This is a genomic window from Edaphobacter bradus (assembly GCF_025685645.1).
In the GTDB taxonomy this organism is placed as follows: domain Bacteria; phylum Acidobacteriota; class Terriglobia; order Terriglobales; family Acidobacteriaceae; genus Edaphobacter; species Edaphobacter bradus.
The window spans coordinates 52,200-75,695 of record NZ_JAGSYF010000003.1 but is presented as its reverse complement, the minus strand read 5'-3'; the positions used below and the strand labels follow the sequence as shown (position 1 = coordinate 75,695).

Here is a 23,496-nt window from a genome sequence, read left to right as displayed (position 1 = left end):
CACTGGCTCCAAAGAGAGAGTGTGACTTCCTGCATGATCCAACTCGCCGGCTCAGAGTGTTGAGCCGGCGAGTCTTCGACCTACTCGACCGTTCGATGAGAGAAGCCTTGGTATGGTCCATTTCCGATTGGTGTGTTCCTGATGCGCAAGATTGTCTTCGAACTCTGCGCCGATAGTATTGACGCCTGTCTCGCTGCACGAGACGGTGGGGCGGATCGCATTGAGCTGTGCAGCGCGCTAAGTGAAGGCGGGTTGACGCCGAGTCACGGCCTGATCCGTGAGGCGCTGCAGCGCAGCGGTTTGCCGGTGCACGTGCTACTGCGTCCTCGCGGCGGCGATTTTGTTTACACGCACGCCGAGTTTGATGTGATGCGTGAGGACCTGACTCACATGCGCCGTCTTGGGGCGAACGGAGTCGTGCTGGGTGTACTGCGCGCCGACGGTACCGTGGACGTCGAGCGCACCCGCGAGTTGGTGGCTATGGCCGGTCCGCTCGACGTAACCTTCAACCGGGCGTTCGACCATTCCGCTTCGCTTGAGCAAGCACTCGAGGATGTGATTGCCACCGGCTGCAGACGCGTGCTGACCTCCGGCGGCAAGCGCGATGTCGTCAGCGGCGCCAAATCGCTGGCACGGCTGGTGAACCAGGCAGCAGGCAGAATCGAGATTGCCGTTGGGGGAGGGCTGCGGCTGAAAAATGCCGCGTCAGTGGCCCGCACGACCGGAGCGCGGCACTTCCACGGCTCCCTGCGCCGGGTAGCCGCAAACTCCACACGCCATGAGGAGTCTTGCATGCCCGACGATGTCGGCCCGTTTACGCAAAGCCGGTTTGTCGTCGAAACCAGCGACGTGCGCTCTATGATCGAGCATCTGACTAACGCATAGAGGACAGCGTGAATCGAGGATGAGGCATTTTCTCGGATTGGATGTGGGAGGCACGAAGACCGCATGTGTGCTGGCCGATGAGCACAAGGTGCTGGGTCGCGCACAGTCGGGCAGCACGAAGGTGCTGAGAGTGGGCAAGGAAGAGGCGGTGGCGCACCTGCGTGAGGTGCTCGATGGGGTCTCGGCCGAGAGCGGCGTAGCGCTGGCGGATGTGACCGCATCCTGCATTGGCACTTCCGGCGCAGCTATATCGGAGGTCGTGCAGTGGCTGCGGCAGCAGATGGCGTCGCGCGTGGGCGGCGCTTTAACAATATTGGGTGATGAGGTCGTTACGCTCGATGCCGCATTTCCATCTGAGGCCGGCGTGGTTGTGATTGCGGGGACGGGATCTAACGTGATTGGCCGCGGCCGCAGCGGACAGATGACGGGAGCAGGAGGATGGGGACCTGCGCTCGCGGATGAGGGCTCGGGCAATCTGCTTGGGCAGCAGGCTCTGCGCGGTGTGTTTGCCGCGATCAACGCCGGCGAGGAGCCAATGCTGCTGCGCCGCGTGCTCGACTATCTTGGGCTCCGGACGAGGGACGAGCTGATAGCCGTGGCCAATGCCTCGAACTTTTCGTTCGCGCAACTGATCCCTACGGTGGCACAGGCCGCACGGGATGGAGATCGTGTGGCGCAGGCGGCACTCGATCGTGGTGGCGAGGAGCTGGCGGGGCTTGTGCTGCACGTAATACGCAGGCTGGCCGCAGCTGAGCCGGGCATTGAGGACGGCTTGAGGATCGCCTGCACCGGCTCAATTTTCAAGCATGTCCACGAAGTGTCAGACGCGATGCAGCGAGTCCTCTTGAAAACCTATCCGCGGCTTGAGTTCGTGCCCGGGACGGTGGATTCCCTGGAAGGTGCACTGTGGCATGCACGCCGACTTGGGTCTTTCGAAAAGTAAAGCGAGAAGTGTTCGGATGCCGCTGCAGGACAGTCCCAAAGTCAGACTTGGAACTGTCCTGCAGCGAGTTGTTGACGATCGTCAGGCGCTCTCAAGCGTCAGGGAAGGAGGTATATCCGCAGCCTGCGAACCGAACTCGGAATTCGGCTTGCTGCCCATCTCGAAGACGATTCGGGCCCCATTGGCGATCTCGCGGTGATTGAACCATGAGCGCGTGTATGGCTTGCCGTTGAAGGTGACTGACTGGATGTACTGGTCGGACGGCGTGCTGCGATGGGCCACGATCTCAAGTTGCTTGCCATTGCCGAGCTCCAGGCTGACGCGGTCGAACAGCGGCGTGCCGAAGATGTAGTTGCCGCTGACAGGATCGACTGAGTAGAACCCCATCGCGCTGATGATGTACCACGCCGACATCTGGCCGACGTCCTCGTTGCCCTGCAGACCATCGGGGAGCGCAGCGTACATCGTCTCCATCAACATGCGAACGCGCTGCTGCGTCTTGTAGGGTTGACCGGCATAAGCATAGAGGTAGGCAATGTGGTGCGAAGGCTCGTTGCCATGGGCGTACTGTCCCACTAAGCCAGCGATGTCGGGCGGCGCATCGGCAGGAAGGGTGGAGGGCTGGTCGAAGAGCTCATTGAGTTTGGCGAGGAACGGCTTCGGACCGCCCAGGACCTCAATAAGGCCCGCAGCGTCATGCTGGATGCCGAAGGTCGTCTGCCAGGAGTTGGACTCGGTGAAGTCGCGCCACTTCCTCGAAGTGCCCATCTCGAAGGGGCTGAAGGGCGCGGCCCATTCGCCGTTGGCTAGTTTAGGCCGCGCAAAGCCGGTAGCGCGATCGTAGTAGTTGCGGTAGTTCAGCGAGCGTGCGACGAGCATCTTCGCATCGTCGGCGTGACCGAGCTTCTTCGCAACGTGCGCGATCGCCCAGTCGTCGTAGCAGTACTCGAATGCCTTGCTGACGGATTCCCCTTCCAGATCGCAGGGGATGTAGTGCATTGACCGGTAGTGGCCGAGGCCGCGGTAGTCGTCCACCATGGCGCGCTTCATCATCGCCTTGTATCCGCGCTCGTAGTCGACTCCCGCGATGCCCTTGTTGCAGGCCTCGGCGATGACGGCGGCCGAGTGGTAGCCAGTCATGGTGCCGGTCTCGGTGCCCTGGAGCGGCCACACGGGCATGCCGGCAGGACTCTGCTCGGCCATGCGGATCAGCGTGTTGACGAAGTCCGGCACCCGCTCGGCGCACATCAGCGTGTACATCGGGTGGGCAGCACGGTACGTGTCCCACAGCGAGAAGGTGGTGTAGTTGTGCTGGCCGGGGTTGAGCTGGTGGATCTGCTTATCCATGCCGCGATAGCGCCCGTCGACATCGTCGAACAGCGTGGGGCCGAGCGAGAGGTGGTAGAGCGCGGCGTAAAAGATGCGCTTGTGCGTCTCGTTGCCGGTCGTGATCTGGATGCGTGAGAGCTGCTTGTTCCATTTGTCGCGGGCGGTGCGGCGGACACGCTCGAAGTCCCAGCCGGGCAGCTCGGCCTTCAGGTTTTTGGCGGCCGACTCTGCGCTGACGCCGGAGATTCCGGTCTTCACAAGGATGACGGGATCGTGCGCAAGATCGAAGAAAAGAACGCACTTGAGCGATTTGCCGGTGAGCGGCTGAGTCCCCGCCGGAACCTCTGCGCCATCCCTATAGAAGGCAATCCGAGTGGGTCGCTTCGAGAACTGCATGGTGAAGTAGATCTCCCTTCCGTTGCCCCAGGCCTTGGTCGTTCGGCCTCCGGCGAGGGTGTCGGGTGCAGTGCTCTGGAGCGAAGCAGTAACGACGGAGGGGCCGCCATTCGACTGGTACCCATGCTCGAGATCGACGATGATGTGTCCGCTCTTTGGCGCGTCGTTGCCGCTAGGGAAGGTGTACCGGTGCAGTCCCGTGCGCTCGGTTGCGGTCATCTCTGCGTGGATGCCGTAGTCCTTCAGGAGCACGGAGTAGAAGCCGGGCTCGGCATGCTCATCCTTGTGGTCGAAGCGCGAGCGATAGCCCTCGTCGGGATTGCTGCGCGGTCCGGGCACGAGCTTCGACTCGCCGGTGCCGGGCATCACGAGGAAATCCAGCAGATCGCCGCATCCGGTTCCGCTCAAGTGGGTGTGGCTGAAGCCCATGATGGAGGTGTCGGAGATGTGGTATCCCGAGCACCAGTCCCACTGATCGTTGAAGGTGTCGGGGCTCAGTTGGACCGCGCCAAAGGGCACGGTGGCACCAGGATAGTTGTGCCCATGCCCGCCGGTTCCGATGGTGATATCGACGAATGAGGCGGGGTCGGTTGCCGCGCCTGATGCTTTGGAATGGGGGACCATCTGGCCGAGCGCGGTGGCGCCAGTGGCACTGGCGGCGCAGACAGCAGAGACGCCGCCGAGGAACGTTCTTCTTGAAATCACAGGAACTCCGTCGATTGAAATCAAAACATTTGTACCAGGTACAGTCGTGATGCGTTATTGATTGTAGAAGCCAGCGTGGTCCGCTGGCTTGTGATTGGATAGGGATGATGAACCGTCCGGTCTGGACCAGCGAACGAGGAGAAAACTTGCAGAACACAATAACGCGCCGCCATATGTTGCAGCTTGCAGGTGGAGCAGCCGTGATGACCGCGCTGCCGTCATGGGCTGCACCAGCCGGCCTAACGCCAGATTCTTTCACGTCGCGACGACCCGCTGTACAGGACCGAAAATTTCATAGTCACGCTGTTGAGGCGTATCTGGCCGACGTGCGTCGCAGGATCGGCGATCCGGAGCTGGCGTGGCTGTTTGAGAACTGCTACCCGAACACATTGGACACTACGGTAGAGATGGGCAGCTTCGAGGGCAAGCCGGACACGGCCGTAATCACAGGTGATATTGCTGCGATGTGGTTGCGCGACTCGTCCGCTCAAGTGTGGCCGTATGTCCCGCTGGCGGCGAAGGATGCTGCGCTGCGCCAGATGCTCGAAGGGGTCATCCGGCGGCAGGCACGATGCATACTAATCGATCCCTATGCCAATGCTTTCATGGCGAACCTGGATGAACCGCCACTCGAGTGGAGCAGGAGCGATAGCACGGAGATGAAGCGCGGGGTGGGCGAGCGCAAGTGGGAGATCGACTCGCTTTGCTACCCGATGCGCCTGGCCTACGGATACTGGCGCGCGACAGGAGACATAGCGCCATTCGCCGGAAGCTGGCACGAGGCTATGAAGCTTGCCGTGGAGACGATGCGGGTTCAGCAGCGCAGGAACGGCCTCGGCCCCTACCATTTCCAGCGAGCCTCCAAGGTGTCTACGGAGATGCTGCCCAATGACGGCTACGGCGCCCCGGTGAAGCCTGTCGGACTCATCGCCTCAGGCTTCCGGCCGTCCGATGATGCGTGTACCTTCCCATTTCTCGTGCCTTCCAACCACTTCGCCGTTACGTCGCTCGGCCATCTGGCGCAGATCGCCCACACGGTCTTGCATGACGATGCATTAGCCAACGAAGCGGCCGCACTGGCCGGCGCGGTCGCGAAGGCGCTGCGGCAGTATGGAGTGGCGCAGACCGCCGAGGGATCGCTCTGGGCCTACGAGGTCGACGGTTACGGCAGCCAGTTGCTGATGGACGACGCGAATGTCCCAAGCCTGCTTGGGTTGCCGTATCTCGAGAGTTCGCCGGATGCCGCGCTCTATGCGCGCACCAGGAGTTTTGCATGGAGTGAGCGCAATCCATGGTTCTTCCAGGGGAGTGCCGGGGAGGGCATCGGTGGACCCCATGTGGGCAAGGACATGATCTGGCCCATGGCCATCGCCGTCTACGCACTCACGAGCCAATCGGAAGCCGAGATGACCAACGCGCTGGCAATCCTGAAACATGCCAGCGCCGGCTCAGGCTTTATGCACGAGAGCTTCAACCGCAACGATGCCGCAAAGTTCACAAGAGCCTGGTTTGCGTGGGCCAACACGCTCTTCGGTGAACTTGTGGCAACGCTTGCGGAAAAGCATCCTGCGTTGCTCAACGCGTCCCACTAGGTCTTTCCGAGGGTTGCAGTGTCGTTGAAGAGTTGAAACTCGCGACTGGCGGCGGCATCGGTGGTAGAGATGAGGTTGGGCGGACACGCTGCTCGGTGCAGGCAGGGAAGAGATCGATTTGCTTCAGCGTTATGGGGACACGTGTCCGGTAAGTTATTGAAGAACCAAGGGGGCAACTTCAGGCTTATGGGTCAACCCACAAATATCCGAGCGGATAGACTTCCGCTCGGATTTTTAATTATGCGGGTGGAATAAGCCCGAGATTTGCCAGACGAAATCTCAACGCCATCTCGCTGACGCGATATTTCTTAGCCATCGCTTTGATATGCGCGTCGTCCAAATCAGCTTCACCATTAAATCCAATTTGATTGTTTAAATCGGCGCGAAGAAAGTGACTTGGCATCAATAGACAAGCGGCAAACGTGTTGGCCTCAATCTCCTGCACATCGGAGGCTTCTGACGATTTGCCATCGCGGCGAATAACCGTAAATTTCCAGTCGATATGGTCTTCATCTTTGTCTTTATGATCTAGCAGATAGTGGGCAAGTTCGTGGGCTATGGTGAATCGCTTACGATTCGTGTGCTGAGTAGCGTTAACAGCTATACCACTAGAGCCGTGATTCCGAATGAGTGCGCCAGATATATCCCCATTGAAGGACATCTCAACGACAACCAAGCCTTCTGCTTCAGCAATTTCTTTGATCGGAATCGGAGCTTGAGAAACACCGTGGTGCTGGAGAAGCTGAGCAGCTCTTTTCTCAATGTCTCGTCTATTCATTTTCTTTCCCTCGTTTTCCCTTAGGAACACTGGAAAGGTGTCTCTTTGCAATTGCGATGAACATTTGATCCTTGTTCCGAAAGACATCTAGATCTGAGCCGAGATCCTGCGAGCCTGGAATTAGGTCTTGAACCTGAGTATTTAACGCTCGAGCCAGTGCAAAGACCTGATGTAGCTGTACATTTTGTTTCCCAATTTCGAGATTTGCAATAGTGGTTCTAGAAACTCCAATTCGTGAACCAAGCTCAGCCTGCGTCAAATCCCTGAGACCTCTGATGCGACTTAGCTTTTGACCGAAGCTTCTGTTGACTATCGCGGACAAGTTTTTCACATAATTTACCCGCATTTGCAAATCATTATGCACCATTTTGGGTGCATTGTAAAGCTAAACTTGCATTCGAGAATATTGACAAGTCCTGGTTAGCAAAAGTTTTAGCCATCAACCTATACTTGCAATTTGCCTCGCAAATATGTATTGTCAAATGGCAGTTAGTAATCCTCATTTGAAGGGAAAAGAGAGACCAGCTGTGGTTCACCGCCGCAGCTGGCCCAGGTGGCGGATGGTGTGTCCGCCCGCTACCTCGTAAACGAAGCAGCGCCCAATGCAGATTACCACCTGCACTTCGTAAGCGTCTCGGTCGCATGCGGACCGTAACTGTGGAAATTTTTACACGGAGGCTTATGAAATACAGCGTGACCTGCACCACAAAACACTCCACCTATGAACGCATTACACACATCGGTTGTGTCACTGACACCGGTCTCTATCAGCGCTTCACTGAAGACGAAGCCATTAACCGTATTCGCAGCGGCGACGAGTTTCATGTCACCGGCGGAGGATACACCGCAAAGGTGATCATCGCTGAGCATGAGGGTCGCCCGTATTTGAAGACTGAGCGCGATGGTATTCGTCCGGATAACCTTCTTGCTTTGAAGCACTGCGAGGAAGCGCCGAAGCCCGTTGTTCCTCCGACTCGCACTGTTCCAGCGCATTCGCATTCGGTGTAGTCATGGCTAATCTTCATGCACTTTCAGGGAAGGCAGGCCAGCCTGCTTTCCCTTCTTTCCCCCAGTTTGAGCAGATCCCAATCCCGGGCAATTTGACGCTACAAACACTTCATGCTCATGGGCGAGTTATCATAGAAAACATAAACCCTCTTAGAGTGTGGCGAGGCGTTATCAAGCCATTTGAGACCGATATAGCGGCCAAGGAGATACTGCGTCTTCTGGCTGCAGATCGTCCGGTTGATGTTCTAGCAGGGCAAGTTCTTCCTACATCAGAAGCTAGCCTGATGAAGCATCACCCTGAAGAATCGAGGATGCAGAAAACAGGTATATCGTTTGATGTCCTCGTAGTGGAGCTTGATCCTCCTGCGCATCCATGGGTCTTTTCGCTTCAACCAGCCATTTCCAGCTCACTTTTTCCATCGCATCCCCATTTGCGCTCTGACCGCAGCATTGCGCTACCGTCGAGGACTTTGAACGGCCTCTGCGTCTACTCGGCCGCTGAATTCGTCTACGATCCTCTGGTGCCAAGACTCCCTCAATTCTTAGGTCAAGTCTCAATCTTTCTGGCGAAGCACGTGATATGGCTTAGTACTCAAAAGTTATTCAACGCCACCGGGAGGGTGATTCATGACGGTGTGGATATGACCACTATCATGCGAAATCTTCCGTCGAACTCGATTTGGCAGGTGCAACCGGATGAACCGACAATCTGGCGAGGATTTTGGCCCGGCGTTGCCGCGCACAGCGGTCGAGAGCATCTCACCCTAGATCCGAAAGGTGAGTGCTGGTGTGGTAAAGGTTCTCGATATATTGATTGCTGTTTAGAGCGCGAGAAAAACCTGTATTCAACCTAATTTCAACAGGCGGCCCAGGCCTAAATCTGAGTGCCCCATCTCCGCGCGGTTTCATCGCGCTAAAGTGGGCATTCGAGCGAAGCTCGAACCCGTGAAGCACAAGGGGCACAACTAAGCCCCTTCCACAATCCGAAAATCCCTCTCCACCTCAGGCCCAAGCACCGCCAGCGCCTTCTTATAATCCTCGCTCTCATACGCCGCCAGAGCGATCTCGTAGCTATCGAACTCCACCACCACCGTCGCCTGCACCACTCCTGCCTCGCGAGCCGTGACAGCACTCCGCGGCGACACTACGGTACGCGCCCCAAGCGGCCGCAGCGCCGCACCGGCGAGCGCAACATAGCGAGCCATCATCGCCTCGTCACCAACCGTCCTGTACGCAACCACCCAGTAACCCTTCTTCATATCGTCCCTTTATCCTCTCAGTTCAAAGATTGGTCTCTCTGCCACCGACTCGACCCACGGAAACAGCTTATCCAACTTCGTCATGTTCAGCGGCGGGTGGCCCACATCTTCTACCTTGCGCTCGCAGCCAGCCAGTGATCCACTGTCCTGCTGAAGAAAGCCAGGTCATGCGGTCCCACATACGTCTCGCGCAGGATGCCTGAGCGGTCCACCAGGTACGTCACTGGCCGCGCGCTGCCCGTGGCGATATAGTCGCGCGCGCCGCCCTCCTCGACTGCGCCTTTCATCACAGCCATCGACGCGTACTGCCGATACCGCGCAATCTCCTCCGGCGTCTCATCGCTGATGGTCAGGACAACAAGGCCCTTGTCCGCATACGCGCGCTGCAGCCGATCCAGATCCGGCATCTCCACGCGGCACGGCCCGCACCACGTCGCCCACACGTTCACGAGCACCAGCTTTCCCTGCAACTCCGCGAGATGATGCACGCTGCCATCCGGCATTAAACGGAACTCGAGTGCGGGAGCCGTCTGCCCCTGCTTCTGGTACGAGCGCTTCAGCGCCGCATTCTTCGGCCCCATGCGGATCAGCCAATCCTCCGCGGGAATCGTGAGCAGCAGCAGCACAACCACCGCCGCCCACCCGGCGAAGCCGCGCGGTGCATACCCTCGCCCCCGTCGGCAAAGCCCATAAATCCCGATCGCCGCGCCACACAGCATCGCAACAGCGACGTAGTTTCCATACAGAGTGATAAAGCGGACCCAGTCCATAGCTCCTCCACTCCAGAGACCTGAGCACTCGCCCGACCGATGCTGCGGCTCAGTCCACATCTGACCCAACAACGAAGGGTACCCCATCTCCGGCGCGCAAAGCCTGGGGTGGGCATTCGAGGCTGGGTGGCCCAAATCTCGCCCAGCCACAGATTCGGGCGCCTCATCTGCGGCGCGAAGCGCCTAAGGTGGGTCATTCGAGCGAGGCTCGAACCTTCGCAGGATGCTCGACCGGCTAATCCCGCGAATAACGCTCAGAAATCCTGTCAAGCCCCCAAACCACTTAAACCCATAAAAACAAACCGGATAGAGTTGGCAGAGCAGTTTCAGCGAATTTGCTAAAATAGAACTCAGATCGCAGCAGCAAAAAGCCCCGACCATCCGGGGCTTTTCTCGTTAACCGCTGTATTTTGAAGACCTTGCAATATGCAAGTCTCTAGATTCAATACTTTCCACCATAAGTCCAAAGCTAAGCGCAATAAAATGAAGATTTTGCGCAAAATTCGACGGAGGGGGATATCTAGGCGTATTGATCCTCTCTCTGAAAGAGAGAACGTAAGACCATCAACGCCTCGGTCGAGGTGCAGAAGCAGTCTGACGACCCGACCCTAAACACTGTTGCTTCTACTTCTTCTAGCTTGTCCCGGGTGTTGCGGATGTCGAAACGAAGGGTTTGATTCTCGCATAGCAACTCAGCAATGAGGGCGCGGAGGCGAAATTGCTCGTGAGACTCAACATTTACCGCTAGCTGTTCATTGCCGTTCAGTTCCGCCATCAACCAACTCGATGTCGAAGCTCCAGTATGTTCCATAACATCCTCCCTGATCACGGAGTACAGCAGTCGCACCCTGCCGATCCCGGACCTGCGCTTTTTTCCCCAATGAACCCCTAGCTTCCCCGTCGTTCTCTCGTAATCCACTCGCGGATATATGCTGGGCAATTCTTGAGTTCGATGTTGTCCGCTTCGCAGAGTTGGAGAAAACCGACGGCCTCTCGATCCACGAGCGTTAAGTCTTCTAGATCCAGAACCATGCGGTGACTGTTAGCTTCTGAGCTGATCAGTTTTTTCAACTCGGCTACATTTTCAGCGTCCATTCGGCCGCTCAACAAGACCACGTTTCCGTTTGCTGATCTCTGGATCTTCAGCATGGCTACCTTCTTTGCAACCATTCTTCGCCCCTGGAGAATGCAATTCGGTTGCCAGTCGCAAGTTATTGAAAGTACCAGTATTAATCGCCAAAAGGTCGCGATCGATCGCGATTTCGCGAAATCTCGCGAACAAACAGCTGGATTCTCAGTGGAAGCCGGTTGGACCTAACTTGTCTTGAAGCGAAACTTGTTGATCTTCAGCGACCGAATCTTTGACTCTAACGTAGAAGCGCGAATGCCCAGCATAGTCGCCGCACCTGAAGGTCCGGACACCATGCCTGCGGTCTTCGCCAAAGCCGCCTCGATGATCTCCTTCTCCTGAGTGGCAAGCTTTTCGGAGAGGTCAAGCGGGCTCTTCAGCTCTACTGCACAAGGCTGTCGCGAAAGCCAACTCTCGTCGATGGAGAAATTCTCCCCATCGCAAACAATCACGGAGCGTTCAACTACGTTCTGTAGTTCACGAATGTTTCCAGGCCAGTAATATGACTGCAGCATTTCCATGGTGCTCTTCTCTACGGTCCGTATCTTCTTCCCCGCTTTTCTTGCATAGCGATCGATGAAGTACTCCACCAGCAGGGGAATGTCTTCTCTGCGTTCGCGCAGAGCAGGAATCTCAATCGGAAAAACGCTCAGCCGGTAAAACAGATCGCTACGAAAGGTGCCCGCAGCGATGGCAGCCTGCAGGTCGCGGTTGGTGGCGGCAATCACACGAACATCGGATTGGATGGATCGATCTCCGCCGACACGCTCAAATTCGCGCTCCTGCAAAACGCGCAGCAGAGCGATTTGAGTCTCCGGAAGCAGTTCACCGATCTCATCCAGGAAGATCGTTCCCCCTTGAGCTAGCTCGAACCGGCCTAGCCGGCGCTGCATTGCTCCAGTGAAGGCTCCCTTCTCGTGACCGAACAGCTCCGAGGCGATCAACGTTGCAGGGATGGCAGCACAATTCACACTCACAAAGGCCCTTGAGGAGCGCCGCGATCGTTTGTGGATGGCGCGAGCAATGAGTTCTTTACCCGTTCCCGTCTCGCCGGTTATGAGAACGGTGGAATCGGAAGGCGCAACTTTGGCGAGACGCGCAAGAACTGCTTGAAGCGCCGGGGACTCGCCTACGATCTCCTCGAACATCGATACCTTATCGATCTCTTCCCTTAGCGCAATGTTCTCTTTATATAGCTGGTCCTTCAGTTTCTTGATTTCGTTAAACGCTTCCTGAAGTTCATCTGCCGCCCGTTTGCGCTCGGTGATGTCCGTGACCGCTCCCACAAACTCAAAGTTGCCCGACTCGTTTCTTGAGGGATGACCCACGACTCGCAGGTATCTGACGGATCCATCAGGCAGCAGCAACCGATGCTCAAATTCGAACTCCTCCCTCTCGCGTGAAACGCGTTCGATTAATTGCTGCACCGCCCCTCTGTCTTCCGGGTGAGTTCGTTGCACTATTTTTTCAATCGTAATCCCGGATGCGGGATCGTATCCAAATATCCGAAAGGTCTCTTGAGACCAGTAGATCTCTCCGCTGGAAACATCCCAGCCGAAGCTGCCTGTATGGCAAAGCCTCTGTGCTTCCGCCAGATAACTCTCGCTTCGACGCAACTCTTCTTCTGCCTGCTTGCGCTCGGTGATGTCCGTGACCGCTCCCACAAACTCAAAGTTGCCCGACTCGTTTCTTGAGGGATGACCCACGACTCGTAGGTATCTGACGGATCCATCAGGCAGCAGCAACCGATGCTCAATATCGAACTCCTCCCTCTCGCGTGAAACGCGTTCGATTAATTGCTGCACCGCCCCTCTGTCTTCCGGGTGAGTTCGTTGCACTATTTTTTCAATCGTAATCCCGGATGCTGGATCGTATCCAAATATCCGAAAGGTCTCTTGAGACCAGTAGATCTCTCCGCTGGAAACATCCCAGCCGAAGCTGCCTGTGTGGCTCAGTCGCTGCGCTTCAGCTAAGTAAGCCTTACTCCGTCGCAGCGCCTCCTCTGCAGACTTACGCTCGGCTCTTTCCTGGCCTTCGCGTAATGCTCTTTGCACTGAGGGCAGTATCCTCGACAGTCGAGACTTGAGAATATAGTCTGTTGCCCCGATCTTGAGCGCTTCGATCGCCACTTCCTCGCCCAGGGTTCCAGAAACAAAGATAAACGGCACTTCCGGGCGCTTCTCCACTGCGATCTTCAATGCCGAAATGCCGTCGAAGGAGGGAAGGGTGTAATCTCCCAGGATCAGGTCAAACCCGCCCTGTTCAAGTGAAGCCTGGAAATCAACCTGAGTCTCAACACGGGTTACACAACAAGCGACACCCTCTGACTCGAGCAGTGCCTGAACAAGTCCTGCGTCGCTGGGATCATCTTCAAGATACAGAATGCTCAAGGGAGATTTCACAGTCATCTCCGATCTTTCAACTCTCGAATCCGCTAATTCCTTTTTATGCTTCCCGGTGGCGGCTCATTGACAATCGCCCAAAAGATCCCGAGCTCCTTGATGGCATTGACAAACTCGTGAAAATCAACTGGTTTTACTACATAGGCGTTCACACTATGTCTATAGCTCGCCACCATGTCTTTTTCCTCACGCGACGAGGTCAGCACCACCACGGGAATCATTCTCAGCTTCTCATCAGACTTGATCTGCTGCAGCACCTCCAATCCGTCAACCTTAGGCAACTTTAGATCGAGCAGCAGGACAGCAGGATTCCCGCTGGTACGCGCACTGAAGTTTCCGCGGCAATAAAGATAGTCCAGGGCCTCTTCCCCATCGCGAGTGACAACAACCTCATTAGCAAGTTTGTATTCGTCCAGAGCCATCAGAGTAAGCTCCACGTCCTTAGGGTCGTCCTCCACCATCAAGATGCGTCCTAACATGTCCATAATCTCTATCTCCTTTGGCCAGGAACTGAGAAAAAAAAGGTCGCACCTCTATCCACAAAGCCCTCAGCCCAGACTCTGCCTCCGTGACGATGGATGATACGTTGCACGGTAGCCAGACCTATGCCAGTGCCTTCAAATGCATCAGACTGGTGAAGACGTTGAAATACGCCAAATAGCTTGTTGACATACTTCATATCAAAGCCAACTCCGTTGTCCCGGATAAACACCACAACCCCATCCTCTTCCTTTGCCGTACATCCTATTTCAATTTCGGCTTGCGGGCGTGTCCGTGTGAATTTCACAGCATTGGAAATGAGATTGACCAGCGCAAGCTTTAGCATCGAACGGTCGGCATACAAATTGGGCAATGGGCCGATTCTCCAGGCAATATTGCGACCATCTGTCTCCTCCTGCACTTCGCCTAGAACTTCCTTTACAAGTTCTTCCAGGCTGACCGTCGTCTCGCGCGTCTCCGTGCGTCCAATTCTCGAAAAGGCCAGGAGATCGTCGATCAAGTTGCCCATCTTTTTCGCCGCCTCCAGGATCGTCGCCATATATCGGTGGCTCTTTTCATCCAGGACTGACGAGGAATTCTTCTGAAGCAGCTCTGTATATCCGGCCACATGCCGAAGAGGCGCACGCAGGTCATGCGATACGGAATAAGCAAACGCCTCCAATTCCTTGTTAATGGCTTCGAGGTCGGTGGTTCTTTTCGCAAGCTCGTCGTTGAGCTGGCGAATCTCTTCTTCCCGTCGCTTCCGATCGCTGATGTCATTATTGGTTTCCAGGATCGCAACGGCACGCCCCTGCTCGTCTCGACGCAGAGACCATCGGCTTGCCACCACCACCCTGAACCCGTTAGCTTTCGTCTTCCGGAGTTCGCCTTCCCACCGGCGGGTGCGCAGCAACTCCGCGCGAACGTCCTCGATCGGTATCGGAAATTCTGTCTGCAGGAGTTGGTGACTGTTCTTCCCGATTGCCTCCTCTGCCGTCCACCCGTACAACTCCTCAGCCCCTCGATTCCAGTACGTAATGATGTCACTCATGTCACGGACGAAAATGGTGTCATGTGTGAGATTGAGCAGGCTGGCCTGCTGGGTTCGTTCCTCTACTTCAATTTGGAGCTCGTCGCGAGCTTGACGAAGGTCTGCCTCGACTCGGTGCCGAAGGGAACTAAAACGTGTAACGAGCGCCGCGATCAGCACCAAAATGATAAGGGACGGAAGATCGGAAAAAGTGAAATAGAAGCTGTAAAGGGGCGGCACGAAGAAGTAATCGAAGGAAGCGGTCGAAAGCACAATCGACACGACTGCAGGTCCCACTCCGGCATTCCAGGCGGTGATCGCTACCGCAAACAGGAAAAGCGAAAGTTCCCGACCACGAAATTGAAAGTGGTGCAGGAGCAGTGCTACCCCGAGTGCTGTCGCAACGGACGCGACTGCAAGACCGTACCGCAGCATCCAAGGTAGGGTCTTCCGCATTGAGGGTTCCTGCCGCGCCATGGCTTGACTCGCTCAATCGCTGCTGATTCTTCTCGTCCGCACATGGAGGTTTGGCGTTTCCGCCTCAAGCGCTCTCTTACCCTGCTGCATGGAGTCGCGCTTGCCCTTCGGAAAATCGAAAAAGGACCGCTCGAGTGGGCCCAGAAGGCAGTGGCCTTACAATACCCTATCTCGTGTGCTCGTTGGAGCCCCGTGCTAATCTTTCCCGCACCGAGGAGGCTGTCATGTCAGAGCAGGCGAACAAGGCCCTCGCAAGACGCTGGTTCGAAGAAGTCTGGAACCAGGGCAGGGAATCGACTATCGACGAACTCTTCCACCCACAGGGCAAAGCCTACGGCTTCCCCGAGCCCGAGTCAGTCCTCCACGGCCCCGGAGACTTCAAAACCATCCATCGCCAGTTCCACGGTGCCTTCTCCGGCATCCACATCGACATCGACGACCTGATTGCCGAAGGAGATCGCGTGGCGATCCGCTGGACCTGCACGATGACTCATAACGGCGACGCGCTAGGCTTCCCAGCCAGTGGAAAGAAAACCACCCTCGGCGGTTCGTCCTTCATCACCTGCCGGGATGGCAAACTCATCGACGGATGGAACTTCATGGATCTCACAAAAATGACCCTCCAGCTTCAGGGCAAATAGACTAGGTGGGCCATGAAACCGGGTGCCCCAGCTCGAACCCTTCGCAGGGCGCTCCCTTCAAGAATCTCTTGACCGAAGTCCAACCACCATCGACCATAACCTCATGCGTCCACTGGCCCTGGCACTTCTCACCCTGACCATCCCTCTCGCCGCCCAATCCAACATCAGCAATGCCCTCCTCGAAGAGACCATCATCCACTCCGGCACCGCCGGCCAGTTCGAATCCGCCCAGAAGGACTACTGCGCCGCCGTCGTCAAAGGTGGAGCGCCCGCCTGCCTCATCTTCTCCACCGCCACCTTCGGCCAGTCCGATCGCTACTTCACCGTCCTGCCCTTCGCCTCCTTCATCCATTACGACCAGGGCAAGTACACCGACAAGGGCCTCACCCCCGAAGAAGCCAAGGCTCTCAGCGCCCGCCGCGTCCCGCCCATCGCCTCGAACCACGAGTCCGCCATCGCCCTCCACCGCGACCTCTCGACCCTTCCCACCGCCTCCAACGCCGAATACCCCACCAGCTACTTCACCGAGTACCGCCTCCGCCCCGGCACCTCCGCCGCCTTCCTCAAAGCCGTCCACGACTTCATGCTTCCCGCCGCCCGCAAGGCCAACCTCATCGAGTTCGAGGTCTTCACTACTACCGTAGGCGAGAGCCCCGACCGAATCCTCATCGTCACCCGCCTCAAAAACTTCGCCCAACTCGACCAGCCCGACCCCATCGAATCCAACATGTCCGTAGGCCAGCGCACCGCCTGGCATAGCGTCGCAAAGGAACTCACCCAGCACCGAGACACCTGGATCATGCGCTACCGAGCCGACCTGAGCACCGACCCCCGCTCCCCAGCCGCTCGCTAAATCTCTGCTCCTGCCTCTAAATTGCTGAATTTACTACTACAAGAGGCAGAGAATTGCTTATAATCTGCAAGCAACACACCATGCTTTCAGAAAATAGTAGAGTTGTCTGCAAGCAGTGCAGCTCGCTTCGTACAACGCGCATTACGCGCAAGAGCTTCTTCGAGCGCGTCATCGCGCGACGCCTGGGACTCCATCCCTGGCGCTGTCTGGACTGCTTCTACACCTTCCACTCACGCCATCGTGGCATCAAGCATCCTCGGCGTGAGAGCGCTAGTTGAGAATTGCCATTTTGCGCGCGACGGTCGTCAGGGTCTCGAGTGCCCGATCGATCTGCTCGCGGTTATGCTCGCTCGTCATAATGGTGCGAATGCGCGCCTTGCCCTCAGGAACCGTGGGGAAGGCGATTCCCGTCGCCATCACTCCGGCGTCGAACAGGGTCTTGCTGAACTCCATCGTCTTGCGTCCGTCTCCGATGATGATCGGTGTAATCGGAGTCTCGCTCGCAGGAGTCGTTCGCCCGCCAGTGTCGAAGCCAGTCGCGGTAAGCTGCTCCTTGAAGTAGCGCGTATTCGACCACAGCCGCTCGATGCGCTCAGGCTCCGTCTCCAGCAGGTCGAAGGCAGCGATGCACGACGCCGCGACCGAAGGCGGATGCGAGGTCGAGAACAGGAACGGTCGCGCGCGGTGATACAGATATTCGATCAGGTCGCGGCTGCCGCAGACGTAGCCGCCCAACGCGCCGATCGCCTTCGACAGTGTACCTACCTGCACATCCACGCGCGACGTGCAGCCGAAGTGATCGACTGAGCCGCGCCCATTGCGTCCCAGAACGCCGCTTGCGTGCGCGTCGTCGACCATCATGATCGCGCCGTACTTGTCGCACACGTCGCAGAGTTTGTCGACCGGGCCGATGTCGCCGTCCATCGAGAACACTCCATCGGTGATTACGAGCTTTCGCCCGGGCTCGTTCTGAATCTCTTTCAAGATCTCCTCTGCGTGAGCGACGTCCTTATGGCGGAAGACCTTGATCTTCGCGCGCGAGAGCCTCGCGCCATCGATGATGCTCGCGTGATTCAGCTCATCGGAGATGATGAAGTCTTCTTTGCCAAGAATGCTCGAGACTGTACCTGCATTTGCCGTGAAGCCCGACTGGAAGACCACGCAGGCCTCCACGCCCTTGAAGGCCGCGATCTTCTCCTCCAGTTCCATGTGGATGCGCATCGTACCGGCGATGGTGCGCACGGCGCCTGAGCCTACGCCAAACTTCTCCGTCGCAGCGATGGCTGCCTCGCGCAGCTTCGGATGATCGCACAGACCGAGATAGTTGTTGCTCGCAAGATTGATGACTTTTTTCCCGTCGTACGTGCAGACGGGGCCCTGCTCATCTTCGAGAACGCGAAGCCGAAAGTAGGTCCCGCGTTGCCTGAGATCGTTCAATTGTGCTGTAAGATGTGCAAGTTGCGGGCGGGTTGCGGCTGAAGTGGTCATAGAAACCATCGTAAACCCGCACACGGCAGGCAGTCTCGTGCTTCGACGTGGCATCCTAGAGATATAGGCGCAGGCGGATCAGCTCATTTTTCTGCGCCGATGTAGTCACAAATTCTGAGTCAAGAAAGGCTCGTACGATGATCCCTCCCCACAGACTGATACCAGCCGCAGCCATAGGGCTTGCGCTTACGCTGTTTACCGGATGCCAATCCAAACAGGACGCCGCCATCGAACAGGCAAAGAAGGTGGCAGCAGCAACCGGACAGCCCCAGCAGGTCATCACTGCTGACAAAGCTGGCAACGTCACCACAACCACCATCCAGCCACCGGCTCCCGGGCAGACCACCGGGGCCATCACGACCACCGTAACCCCAGCCACGACAGTTCCGGCAAATTCACCGGCTGTAGCTCCGGGAACTCCTGCAGAGCAGCCCACCACCGCATCCGTCTCTCAGCCCGCAGTTGCCCCTGTTCCTCGTGGAGCACCTGTTGTTGCTCCAGCTGAGGTCAGGGTTCCCGCGGGAACGACGCTCGCCATCCGCATCAATCAGCACATCAGCGTCAAGACGAGCCGGGCAGGAGACCGTTTCGACGGTGAAGTTGTCGATCCCGTCCTCCGCGGCGAAGGCAACGGCGTCATCATCCCCAAGGGAACGCCTGTGGGCGGCGTGATCGAAGCATCCCACAGCCGCGGCCGCTTCAAAGGCGCGTCGATCCTCGAGCTTCGTCTGACGTCGCTCACGCTTAACGGCACTCGCTACCCCATCGCCTCCTCTGACCTGACTCGCACGAAGAAGGGTAAGGGCAAGCGCTCTGCGGCCCTCATCGGCGGCGGCACCGGGCTGGGCATGTTGCTTGGCGGAGTAGCCGGCGGCGGCAGCGGTATGTTGATCGGTGGACTGGCCGGCGCTGGCGCAGGCACCGCGACAGCCGGACTCACCGGCAACCGCGATCTCGACATCCCATCGGAGTCCATCGTCCGCTTCAAGCTGGCGGACGACCTGGTCGTGCACCCCTCGTAGCTTTCTCGGCAGCAATTTTGCAAGCGAAAGGCCCATCCACGATGGATGGGCCTTTCCCATGAAATTCCGAAGCGAGGTCAGCCGGTGTACTCCTCAACGCGGTTCTGCGCGATCTCTTCGCGTGCCACCGCGCGATGCGCGGCCATGTGCCCGGCCGCTACCGAGAGAAAGCAGAGCACGACTGACGCGACAACATTCGCCAGAGCTCGCCCCCATGCCCCGGAGCGCATCAGGTCGAACGTCTGCAGGCTGAAAGACGAGAAGGTCGTGAAGCCTCCGCAGATGCCTACCATGACGAACAGGCGGATGTGATCGGGTACAGAGTACCTGTCACCGTGCAGTGTCAACGTGCCGAAGAAGCCGATGACGAAGCACCCGATGATATTGATCAGTACAGTGCCGTAAGGAAAACCGTTGTCGATGTTCAGGGTGGCACGGGTGATTGCGTACCGCAGGACCCCACCGAGTGCGCTGCCGAGAGCGATCCAGAGATAGGTCATGATGATCTGCCTCAACCTCTCCTCATATGGAAATCAATTTGGCAGAAGTCATCAGCCCATCTTGGTCTCCCATCTTGGTCTGATGATGGGCGGTTGATGGGAGACCTCATTCCCGTTGCCATTACTGTAACCTACCGGTCGCCTCGCGCAAGTCCAAATCACGCTCGCCCTTGTCGAGATGAGCCGCTACCAGCGCGCGCGCTTCGGCAAGGACCTCATCATCGCCTCCGCATCCGTTCAGCCAGTGCATCTCCCGCTCGCGCCGAAACCACGTGAGCTGGCGTTTGGCGTAGTTGCGGTGGCCTTGCTGCGCCCTGGCGACCGCGTCTTCACGGCTGAGTTCGCGCCGCAACACTTGAGCGGCCTCGGCATATCCCAGCGATCCCAGCGAACGGCACTCGGCTCCGTAGCGCTCGATGAGCCGTTCTATCTCTTCGACGAGTCCGCGGTCGAACATCGCCGCCGCCCGCTGATTGATGCGCTCGTACAACCGCTGCCGCGGAGGGTTCAGCCCAAGCCGCAGTATGCGGTATCCCTTGAGTTCATCGCGTCCCTTCTGCCACTGCTCCGTTAGAGGCTCATCGGCGGCAAGCGAGACTTCGATCGCGCGGACGACCTTCGGAACATCGTTTTCATGGATGGCCTCGGCGGCCGCTCGATCAAGCCGCCGCAACATGCGGTGCAGATACGCCGGCCCTCGCTTCGCGGCAATCTCTCGCAGCCTCTCGCGCTGCCCTGGCTTTTGCGGCGGAGCAGGAAAGAGTCCGTCGATCAGCGCCCTCAGATACAGTCCCGTGCCGCCCGCAACGATCGGCAGATGCCCGCGCTCGGCGATTCCGCGCAGAGCCTCACGGGCCTGACGGCTGTAGTCGCCCGCCGTTACGGGCTCGTCCGGCCACGCTACGTCGATCATGTGGTGCGGCACCATCGCGCGCTCTTCGTGGGTTGGCTTGGCCGTGCCAATCTCCATCTCGCGGTACACCGCAACCGAGTCGCAGCTTACGATCTCGCCGTCGAACTCCTCGGCCAGCCGCAGCGCCAGCGCAGTCTTTCCGCTCGCCGTGGGGCCCACCAGCACTATCAGCGGGACCTCATCGCGACCATGCGATCGATGCTTCACCATACCCGCCACCAGCCCGGTGTAAAGACGTGATGGATGCCCGCTCGCAGCAGACTGAACACCAGCACAGCCATTGCAAGAAAGATAAGCCCGCGAAGCTGGCGGCGGCGCTCCTGCTGTTCGTCCTGTGAGGAAGACTGAGGGGTCGAGTCAGGCATCCAGAGACTACTCCGGATTCTTGTTGACGAGGAAGGCGATGCGCAACTCGAGGTTCGGCCCCTTGAAGTTGCTCGGCAGGGGAGGGAACTGGCCGACGCCGGTGATGCCGCCCCACGCCGCGCGGTCGATCGCCTGGTCGTGTGTGGAGGCCTCAAGGTGCATCTCGCCGATTCTGCCATCGGGGAGAATCGTGAAGCGGATCAGCGTCTCGCCCTGCTTGTTCAACGGAGGCCGCGCCTCCTCGGGGATGAGCGGAACCCACGTCCTGCGGATGTCGCCGAGGATCCGTCGCAGATACGGAGCGAAGTCTACGCCCATCGTGTCCGACAGCACCTCGACACCGGTGTTCAGCCCGCCATGGGCCACCGGCGCATTGGCTCCGAAGTCGCCGCCCTGACCCCGGCTCCGCGCCGCCTGCTCGGCTGCCTGTCGAATGGCGTCGCCTGCGGATTGCGTCTGGCTGCCGAAGTTCGGCCTGGTGGGAGCGGGTCTCGGTGCATCGACTATCGGCTGCTGTTGTGGAGGATGCTGCGGCAAAGGCTGGGGCGCAGACGGCTGTTCAGCCTGTTGTTGCGACTGCTGCTGCGCGGGCTGCGGAGCCGGTGCTGAAGGCGCGGGAGAAGGCTCACCCGCGCGGCGCATGGCCTGAAGCTGCTCAAGCGTCTTCTTGTCCAGCGTCGGCTTCGCCGTCTGCTGCACGCGGTCCTTATCGCTGATGACGTTGCTCGGCTTCTTCGGCAGCGCCTTGGACACATCGTTCGGCATGTCCAGATAGGTCAGTTGCTGCTTGTCACGCTCTCTCAACACGTCGGCCGGATTGATCAGGCGGGGCTGGTGGAAGATGACCTGCGGGCCGTACAGCACAAACCAGGCAATTGCCAGCCAGATGATGATCGAGATGTAGACGGCCTCGCGGAACCTTGCACGTGAGCGCTCATCGTCCAGCGTGTCCAGAAGATGGATCAGCTCATGCTCTTCGAGGTCGCCATAGCGGGAACTACGCACCTTAACAGGCGGGGAGGGTGGTGCGGGGTTGGGAGGCGTCTCGAGTGTTGGCATCGGTTCGTTGATCTGACGGCTTCGTGACGCGAAAGTTTCCTGGCTAAAGGGTACGAAAGTCTTAACCCGGGCTGCCCGCCCGAGTTTGCGTCATCCATATATTTTCTCATCTTTGCCGCCCCCCGGGGTCTGACCCAAATGGGGGAGCTAAGTCGTAGACTAAGCAGGTGCCTTTTCCTGTCGATACGCCCGCCGTTGTTCTCACCGTCAGCGACCGCTGCTCCCGCGGCGAGCAGTATGACCTCTCCGGCCCCTCTGTATCGAGAATCCTCAAAGCCGCCGGAGCTGCCGTCGTTGCCGAGACCGTCTCCGACGAGGTCGAGCAAATCGCCTCTGTCCTCAGGCGGTACATCGGCAAAGCCCAGCTGATCGTCACCACCGGAGGAACGGGGCTCGCGCCGCGCGATGTCACCCCTGAGGCCACGCGGATGGTCTGCGACCGTCTCATCGAGGGCCTCGCCGAGCGCATGCGCGCCGAAGGAGCTCGTCACACGCCTTTCGCCGCGCTCAGCCGTGCCGTCTGCGGAAGCGCAGGCGGCACACTCATCGTCAACCTCCCGGGTAGCCCAGCCGGTGCACGCAGCTCGCTGGAGGCCATCCTGGATCTTCTTCCGCACGCACTCGACCTCCTTGCAGGCCGTACTGCCCACCCTCCCGCTGTCTCCGCGTCGGCCAGCCAGGCTCCAGATTCGCACCACTGTGATGAACCGGCCATATCCGGGCGAGTAGACTCGGAGAAGCACTCGTGAAACTTCATCCTGTCATCTGGTTCCGCAAAGCTGGCATCATGACGATGGCCTTGCTGAAGCCCTTCGGTTTCTGGGGGCTGGGCGGCCTGTCCTTCGTCGACGCCGGGCTCTTTCCCATCCCGCCAACGATGGACCTGGTCCTGATCGGCTACGTCGCCGCAGACCACTCCCGCCTTTTGCTCTACTGCCTGGTCGCCGCCCTCGGCTCCGCGCTGGGAAGCCTCATCCCGTATTACATCGGCCGCGCCGGCGGAGAGCTTTTCCTGCTGAAACGCATCAACCGGGAGCGCTACGAGCACCTCCGCGACCGCTTCGAGCGGCAGGAGTTCTTCGTCATCGCCATTCCGGCCATGATCCCACCACCCTTCCCGCTCAAGCTCTTCGAGTTCGCCGCCGGCGTCTTCGAGATGAAGCCCTTCCCCTTCGCCGCCGCCATCTTCTGTGGGAAGTTGATCCGCTTCCTGCTCTTTGCCATCATCACCGTCGTCTACGGTCCAGCCATCGTCCACACTGTCAGCCGCGAGTTCCACCGCCACGCTGGAATTGTCCTCGCAGGCGTAGGAACCCTCCTCGTCCTGCTCGGGGTGTACATCGCACAAGCTCTTCGCCGCCGCGGAACCCAGTTCCCCGTCGAAGGAGACGTCTAAACAGTCGGCGATGCCGAAATAAACGAGGGCTGCGGAAGATTCCGCAGCCCTCTTTGCTTCCTGTCAGGATAGTGA

At 58.4% G+C, this 23,496-nt stretch carries 25 protein-coding genes and 1 riboswitch; of the genes, 10 read left to right on the top strand and 15 right to left on the bottom strand.

The window, feature by feature from the left end; genetic code table 11:
- Window positions 1-141: 141 nt before the first annotated feature.
- Window positions 142-885 carry a copper homeostasis protein CutC gene (locus tag OHL16_RS12665; RefSeq protein WP_263367527.1) on the top strand — a complete coding sequence of 248 codons (744 nt, stop codon included), beginning with the start codon at window positions 142-144 and terminating at the stop codon, window positions 883-885.
- 19 nt (window positions 886-904) lie between these two features.
- Window positions 905-1,828, top strand: a complete 924-nt coding sequence (locus OHL16_RS12660) for a BadF/BadG/BcrA/BcrD ATPase family protein (protein ID WP_263367526.1) — start codon at window positions 905-907, stop codon at window positions 1,826-1,828.
- Between the two features lie 81 nt (window positions 1,829-1,909).
- Here OHL16_RS12660 and OHL16_RS12655 read toward each other — a convergent pair whose 3' ends face one another.
- A complete protein-coding gene (locus OHL16_RS12655; RefSeq protein ID WP_263367525.1) occupies window positions 1,910-4,258 on the bottom strand; it encodes a GH92 family glycosyl hydrolase in 2,349 nt (782 codons plus the stop codon).
- Between the two features lie 146 nt (window positions 4,259-4,404).
- Between OHL16_RS12655 and OHL16_RS12650 the strand changes: the two genes are divergently transcribed.
- Window positions 4,405-5,850 (top strand): glycoside hydrolase family 125 protein, encoded by a 1,446-nt coding sequence (locus OHL16_RS12650; protein WP_317891060.1) that lies wholly within the window; start codon window positions 4,405-4,407, stop codon window positions 5,848-5,850.
- A 238-nt stretch (window positions 5,851-6,088) separates the two neighbouring features.
- On the opposite strand, the gene OHL16_RS12645 is transcribed toward OHL16_RS12650, so the two are convergent.
- Both OHL16_RS12645 and OHL16_RS20310 read right to left on the bottom strand, forming a co-directional pair.
- Window positions 6,089-6,628, bottom strand: a complete 540-nt coding sequence (locus OHL16_RS12645) for an ImmA/IrrE family metallo-endopeptidase (protein WP_263367524.1) — start codon at window positions 6,626-6,628, stop codon at window positions 6,089-6,091.
- Window positions 6,621-6,974 carry a helix-turn-helix transcriptional regulator gene (locus OHL16_RS20310; protein WP_396127203.1) on the bottom strand — a complete coding sequence of 118 codons (354 nt, stop codon included), beginning with the start codon at window positions 6,972-6,974 and terminating at the stop codon, window positions 6,621-6,623. Before OHL16_RS20310 ends, OHL16_RS12645 begins: the two co-directional genes overlap by 8 nt.
- 335 nt (window positions 6,975-7,309) lie before the next feature.
- On the opposite strand from OHL16_RS20310, the gene OHL16_RS12640 reads away from it, so the two are divergent.
- Entirely contained in the window at window positions 7,310-7,636 is a 327-nt protein-coding gene (locus OHL16_RS12640; RefSeq protein ID WP_263367523.1) for a DUF3892 domain-containing protein, read from the top strand.
- A 2-nt stretch (window positions 7,637-7,638) separates the two neighbouring features.
- A complete protein-coding gene (locus OHL16_RS12635) occupies window positions 7,639-8,490 on the top strand; it encodes a hypothetical protein (RefSeq protein ID WP_263367522.1) in 852 nt (283 codons plus the stop codon).
- Window positions 8,491-8,601: 111 nt separating this feature from the next.
- Here the strand turns inward: OHL16_RS12635 and OHL16_RS12630 are convergent, their stop codons facing one another.
- The 7 genes from OHL16_RS12630 to OHL16_RS12600 form a co-directional block, all read right to left on the bottom strand.
- Window positions 8,602-8,895 (bottom strand): DUF1330 domain-containing protein, encoded by a 294-nt coding sequence (locus OHL16_RS12630; RefSeq protein ID WP_263367521.1) that lies wholly within the window; start codon window positions 8,893-8,895, stop codon window positions 8,602-8,604.
- Window positions 8,896-9,005: 110 nt separating this feature from the next.
- The gene (locus OHL16_RS12625; RefSeq protein WP_263367520.1) at window positions 9,006-9,665 is read right to left on the bottom strand and encodes a redoxin domain-containing protein; all 660 of its coding nucleotides are present in this window, start codon (window positions 9,663-9,665) and stop codon (window positions 9,006-9,008) included.
- A gap of 520 nt (window positions 9,666-10,185) precedes the next feature.
- Window positions 10,186-10,476, bottom strand: coding sequence for a hypothetical protein (locus OHL16_RS12620; protein WP_263367519.1), 291 nt, complete (start codon window positions 10,474-10,476; stop codon window positions 10,186-10,188).
- A 77-nt stretch (window positions 10,477-10,553) separates the two neighbouring features.
- A complete protein-coding gene (locus OHL16_RS12615; protein WP_263367518.1) occupies window positions 10,554-10,835 on the bottom strand; it encodes an STAS domain-containing protein in 282 nt (93 codons plus the stop codon).
- A gap of 144 nt (window positions 10,836-10,979) precedes the next feature.
- On the bottom strand, window positions 10,980-13,196 hold the full coding sequence (locus tag OHL16_RS12610) for a sigma 54-interacting transcriptional regulator (protein ID WP_263367517.1): 2,217 nt from the start codon (window positions 13,194-13,196) through the stop codon (window positions 10,980-10,982).
- Between the two features lie 32 nt (window positions 13,197-13,228).
- Entirely contained in the window at window positions 13,229-13,681 is a 453-nt protein-coding gene (locus tag OHL16_RS12605; RefSeq protein ID WP_317891059.1) for a response regulator, read from the bottom strand.
- 5 nt (window positions 13,682-13,686) lie between these two features.
- On the bottom strand, window positions 13,687-15,162 hold the full coding sequence (locus tag OHL16_RS12600) for a sensor histidine kinase (RefSeq protein ID WP_263367516.1): 1,476 nt from the start codon (window positions 15,160-15,162) through the stop codon (window positions 13,687-13,689).
- A gap of 245 nt (window positions 15,163-15,407) precedes the next feature.
- Here OHL16_RS12600 and OHL16_RS12595 point away from each other — a divergent pair, with 245 nt between their 5' ends.
- Window positions 15,408-15,824 carry an ester cyclase gene (locus OHL16_RS12595; protein ID WP_263367515.1) on the top strand — a complete coding sequence of 139 codons (417 nt, stop codon included), beginning with the start codon at window positions 15,408-15,410 and terminating at the stop codon, window positions 15,822-15,824.
- A gap of 103 nt (window positions 15,825-15,927) precedes the next feature.
- Window positions 15,928-16,677, top strand: coding sequence for a hypothetical protein (locus OHL16_RS12590; protein WP_263367514.1), 750 nt, complete (start codon window positions 15,928-15,930; stop codon window positions 16,675-16,677).
- Window positions 16,678-16,947: 270 nt separating this feature from the next.
- On the opposite strand, the gene OHL16_RS12585 is transcribed toward OHL16_RS12590, so the two are convergent.
- Window positions 16,948-18,165 (bottom strand): glycine C-acetyltransferase, encoded by a 1,218-nt coding sequence (locus tag OHL16_RS12585; RefSeq protein ID WP_263367513.1) that lies wholly within the window; start codon window positions 18,163-18,165, stop codon window positions 16,948-16,950.
- A 137-nt stretch (window positions 18,166-18,302) separates the two neighbouring features.
- Between OHL16_RS12585 and OHL16_RS12580 the strand changes: the two genes are divergently transcribed.
- On the top strand, window positions 18,303-19,187 hold the full coding sequence (locus tag OHL16_RS12580) for a hypothetical protein (RefSeq protein WP_263367512.1): 885 nt from the start codon (window positions 18,303-18,305) through the stop codon (window positions 19,185-19,187).
- A gap of 77 nt (window positions 19,188-19,264) precedes the next feature.
- Here the strand turns inward: OHL16_RS12580 and crcB are convergent, their stop codons facing one another.
- The 4 genes from crcB to OHL16_RS12560 form a co-directional block, all read right to left on the bottom strand.
- Window positions 19,265-19,702: a fluoride efflux transporter CrcB gene (gene crcB, locus OHL16_RS12575; protein WP_263367511.1), complete on the bottom strand. Its 438-nt coding sequence runs from the start codon at window positions 19,700-19,702 to the stop codon at window positions 19,265-19,267.
- Between the two features lie 20 nt (window positions 19,703-19,722).
- Window positions 19,723-19,810: riboswitch (Fluoride riboswitch) on the bottom strand.
- Window positions 19,809-20,810: a tRNA (adenosine(37)-N6)-dimethylallyltransferase MiaA gene (gene miaA, locus OHL16_RS12570; protein ID WP_263367510.1), complete on the bottom strand. Its 1,002-nt coding sequence runs from the start codon at window positions 20,808-20,810 to the stop codon at window positions 19,809-19,811. (Overlaps the previous riboswitch by 2 nt.)
- Complete coding sequence (locus OHL16_RS12565) at window positions 20,804-20,965, bottom strand: hypothetical protein (RefSeq protein WP_263367509.1); 162 nt, start codon at window positions 20,963-20,965, stop codon at window positions 20,804-20,806. Before OHL16_RS12565 ends, miaA begins: the two co-directional genes overlap by 7 nt.
- A 7-nt stretch (window positions 20,966-20,972) precedes the next feature.
- Window positions 20,973-22,025 (bottom strand): TonB C-terminal domain-containing protein, encoded by a 1,053-nt coding sequence (locus OHL16_RS12560; protein ID WP_263367508.1) that lies wholly within the window; start codon window positions 22,023-22,025, stop codon window positions 20,973-20,975.
- Between the two features lie 167 nt (window positions 22,026-22,192).
- Here OHL16_RS12560 and OHL16_RS12555 point away from each other — a divergent pair, with 167 nt between their 5' ends.
- Window positions 22,193-22,774: a MogA/MoaB family molybdenum cofactor biosynthesis protein gene (locus OHL16_RS12555; protein WP_263367507.1), complete on the top strand. Its 582-nt coding sequence runs from the start codon at window positions 22,193-22,195 to the stop codon at window positions 22,772-22,774.
- Entirely contained in the window at window positions 22,771-23,421 is a 651-nt protein-coding gene (locus tag OHL16_RS12550; RefSeq protein WP_263367506.1) for a YqaA family protein, read from the top strand. Before OHL16_RS12555 ends, OHL16_RS12550 begins: the two co-directional genes overlap by 4 nt.
- Window positions 23,422-23,496: the final 75 nt, after the last annotated feature.

Coding starts and splice junctions, on each gene's coding strand:
- OHL16_RS12665 (WP_263367527.1), top strand. CDS start 142: ATGCGCAAGATTGTCTTCGAACTCTGCGCCGATAGTATTGACGCCTGT.
- OHL16_RS12660 (WP_263367526.1), top strand. CDS start 905: ATGAGGCATTTTCTCGGATTGGATGTGGGAGGCACGAAGACCGCATGT.
- OHL16_RS12645 (WP_263367524.1), bottom strand. CDS start 6,628: ATGAATAGACGAGACATTGAGAAAAGAGCTGCTCAGCTTCTCCAGCAC.
- OHL16_RS20310 (WP_396127203.1), bottom strand. CDS start 6,974: ATGCGGGTAAATTATGTGAAAAACTTGTCCGCGATAGTCAACAGAAGC.
- OHL16_RS12640 (WP_263367523.1), top strand. CDS start 7,310: ATGAAATACAGCGTGACCTGCACCACAAAACACTCCACCTATGAACGC.
- OHL16_RS12635 (WP_263367522.1), top strand. CDS start 7,639: ATGGCTAATCTTCATGCACTTTCAGGGAAGGCAGGCCAGCCTGCTTTC.
- OHL16_RS12630 (WP_263367521.1), bottom strand. CDS start 8,895: ATGAAGAAGGGTTACTGGGTGGTTGCGTACAGGACGGTTGGTGACGAG.
- OHL16_RS12625 (WP_263367520.1), bottom strand. CDS start 9,665: ATGGACTGGGTCCGCTTTATCACTCTGTATGGAAACTACGTCGCTGTT.
- OHL16_RS12620 (WP_263367519.1), bottom strand. CDS start 10,476: ATGGAACATACTGGAGCTTCGACATCGAGTTGGTTGATGGCGGAACTG.
- OHL16_RS12615 (WP_263367518.1), bottom strand. CDS start 10,835: ATGGTTGCAAAGAAGGTAGCCATGCTGAAGATCCAGAGATCAGCAAAC.
- OHL16_RS12605 (WP_317891059.1), bottom strand. CDS start 13,681: ATGGACATGTTAGGACGCATCTTGATGGTGGAGGACGACCCTAAGGAC.
- OHL16_RS12600 (WP_263367516.1), bottom strand. CDS start 15,162: ATGCGGAAGACCCTACCTTGGATGCTGCGGTACGGTCTTGCAGTCGCG.
- OHL16_RS12595 (WP_263367515.1), top strand. CDS start 15,408: ATGTCAGAGCAGGCGAACAAGGCCCTCGCAAGACGCTGGTTCGAAGAA.
- OHL16_RS12590 (WP_263367514.1), top strand. CDS start 15,928: ATGCGTCCACTGGCCCTGGCACTTCTCACCCTGACCATCCCTCTCGCC.
- OHL16_RS12585 (WP_263367513.1), bottom strand. CDS start 18,165: ATGACCACTTCAGCCGCAACCCGCCCGCAACTTGCACATCTTACAGCA.
- OHL16_RS12580 (WP_263367512.1), top strand. CDS start 18,303: ATGATCCCTCCCCACAGACTGATACCAGCCGCAGCCATAGGGCTTGCG.
- miaA (WP_263367510.1), bottom strand. CDS start 20,810: ATGGTGAAGCATCGATCGCATGGTCGCGATGAGGTCCCGCTGATAGTG.
- OHL16_RS12565 (WP_263367509.1), bottom strand. CDS start 20,965: ATGCCTGACTCGACCCCTCAGTCTTCCTCACAGGACGAACAGCAGGAG.
- OHL16_RS12560 (WP_263367508.1), bottom strand. CDS start 22,025: ATGCCAACACTCGAGACGCCTCCCAACCCCGCACCACCCTCCCCGCCT.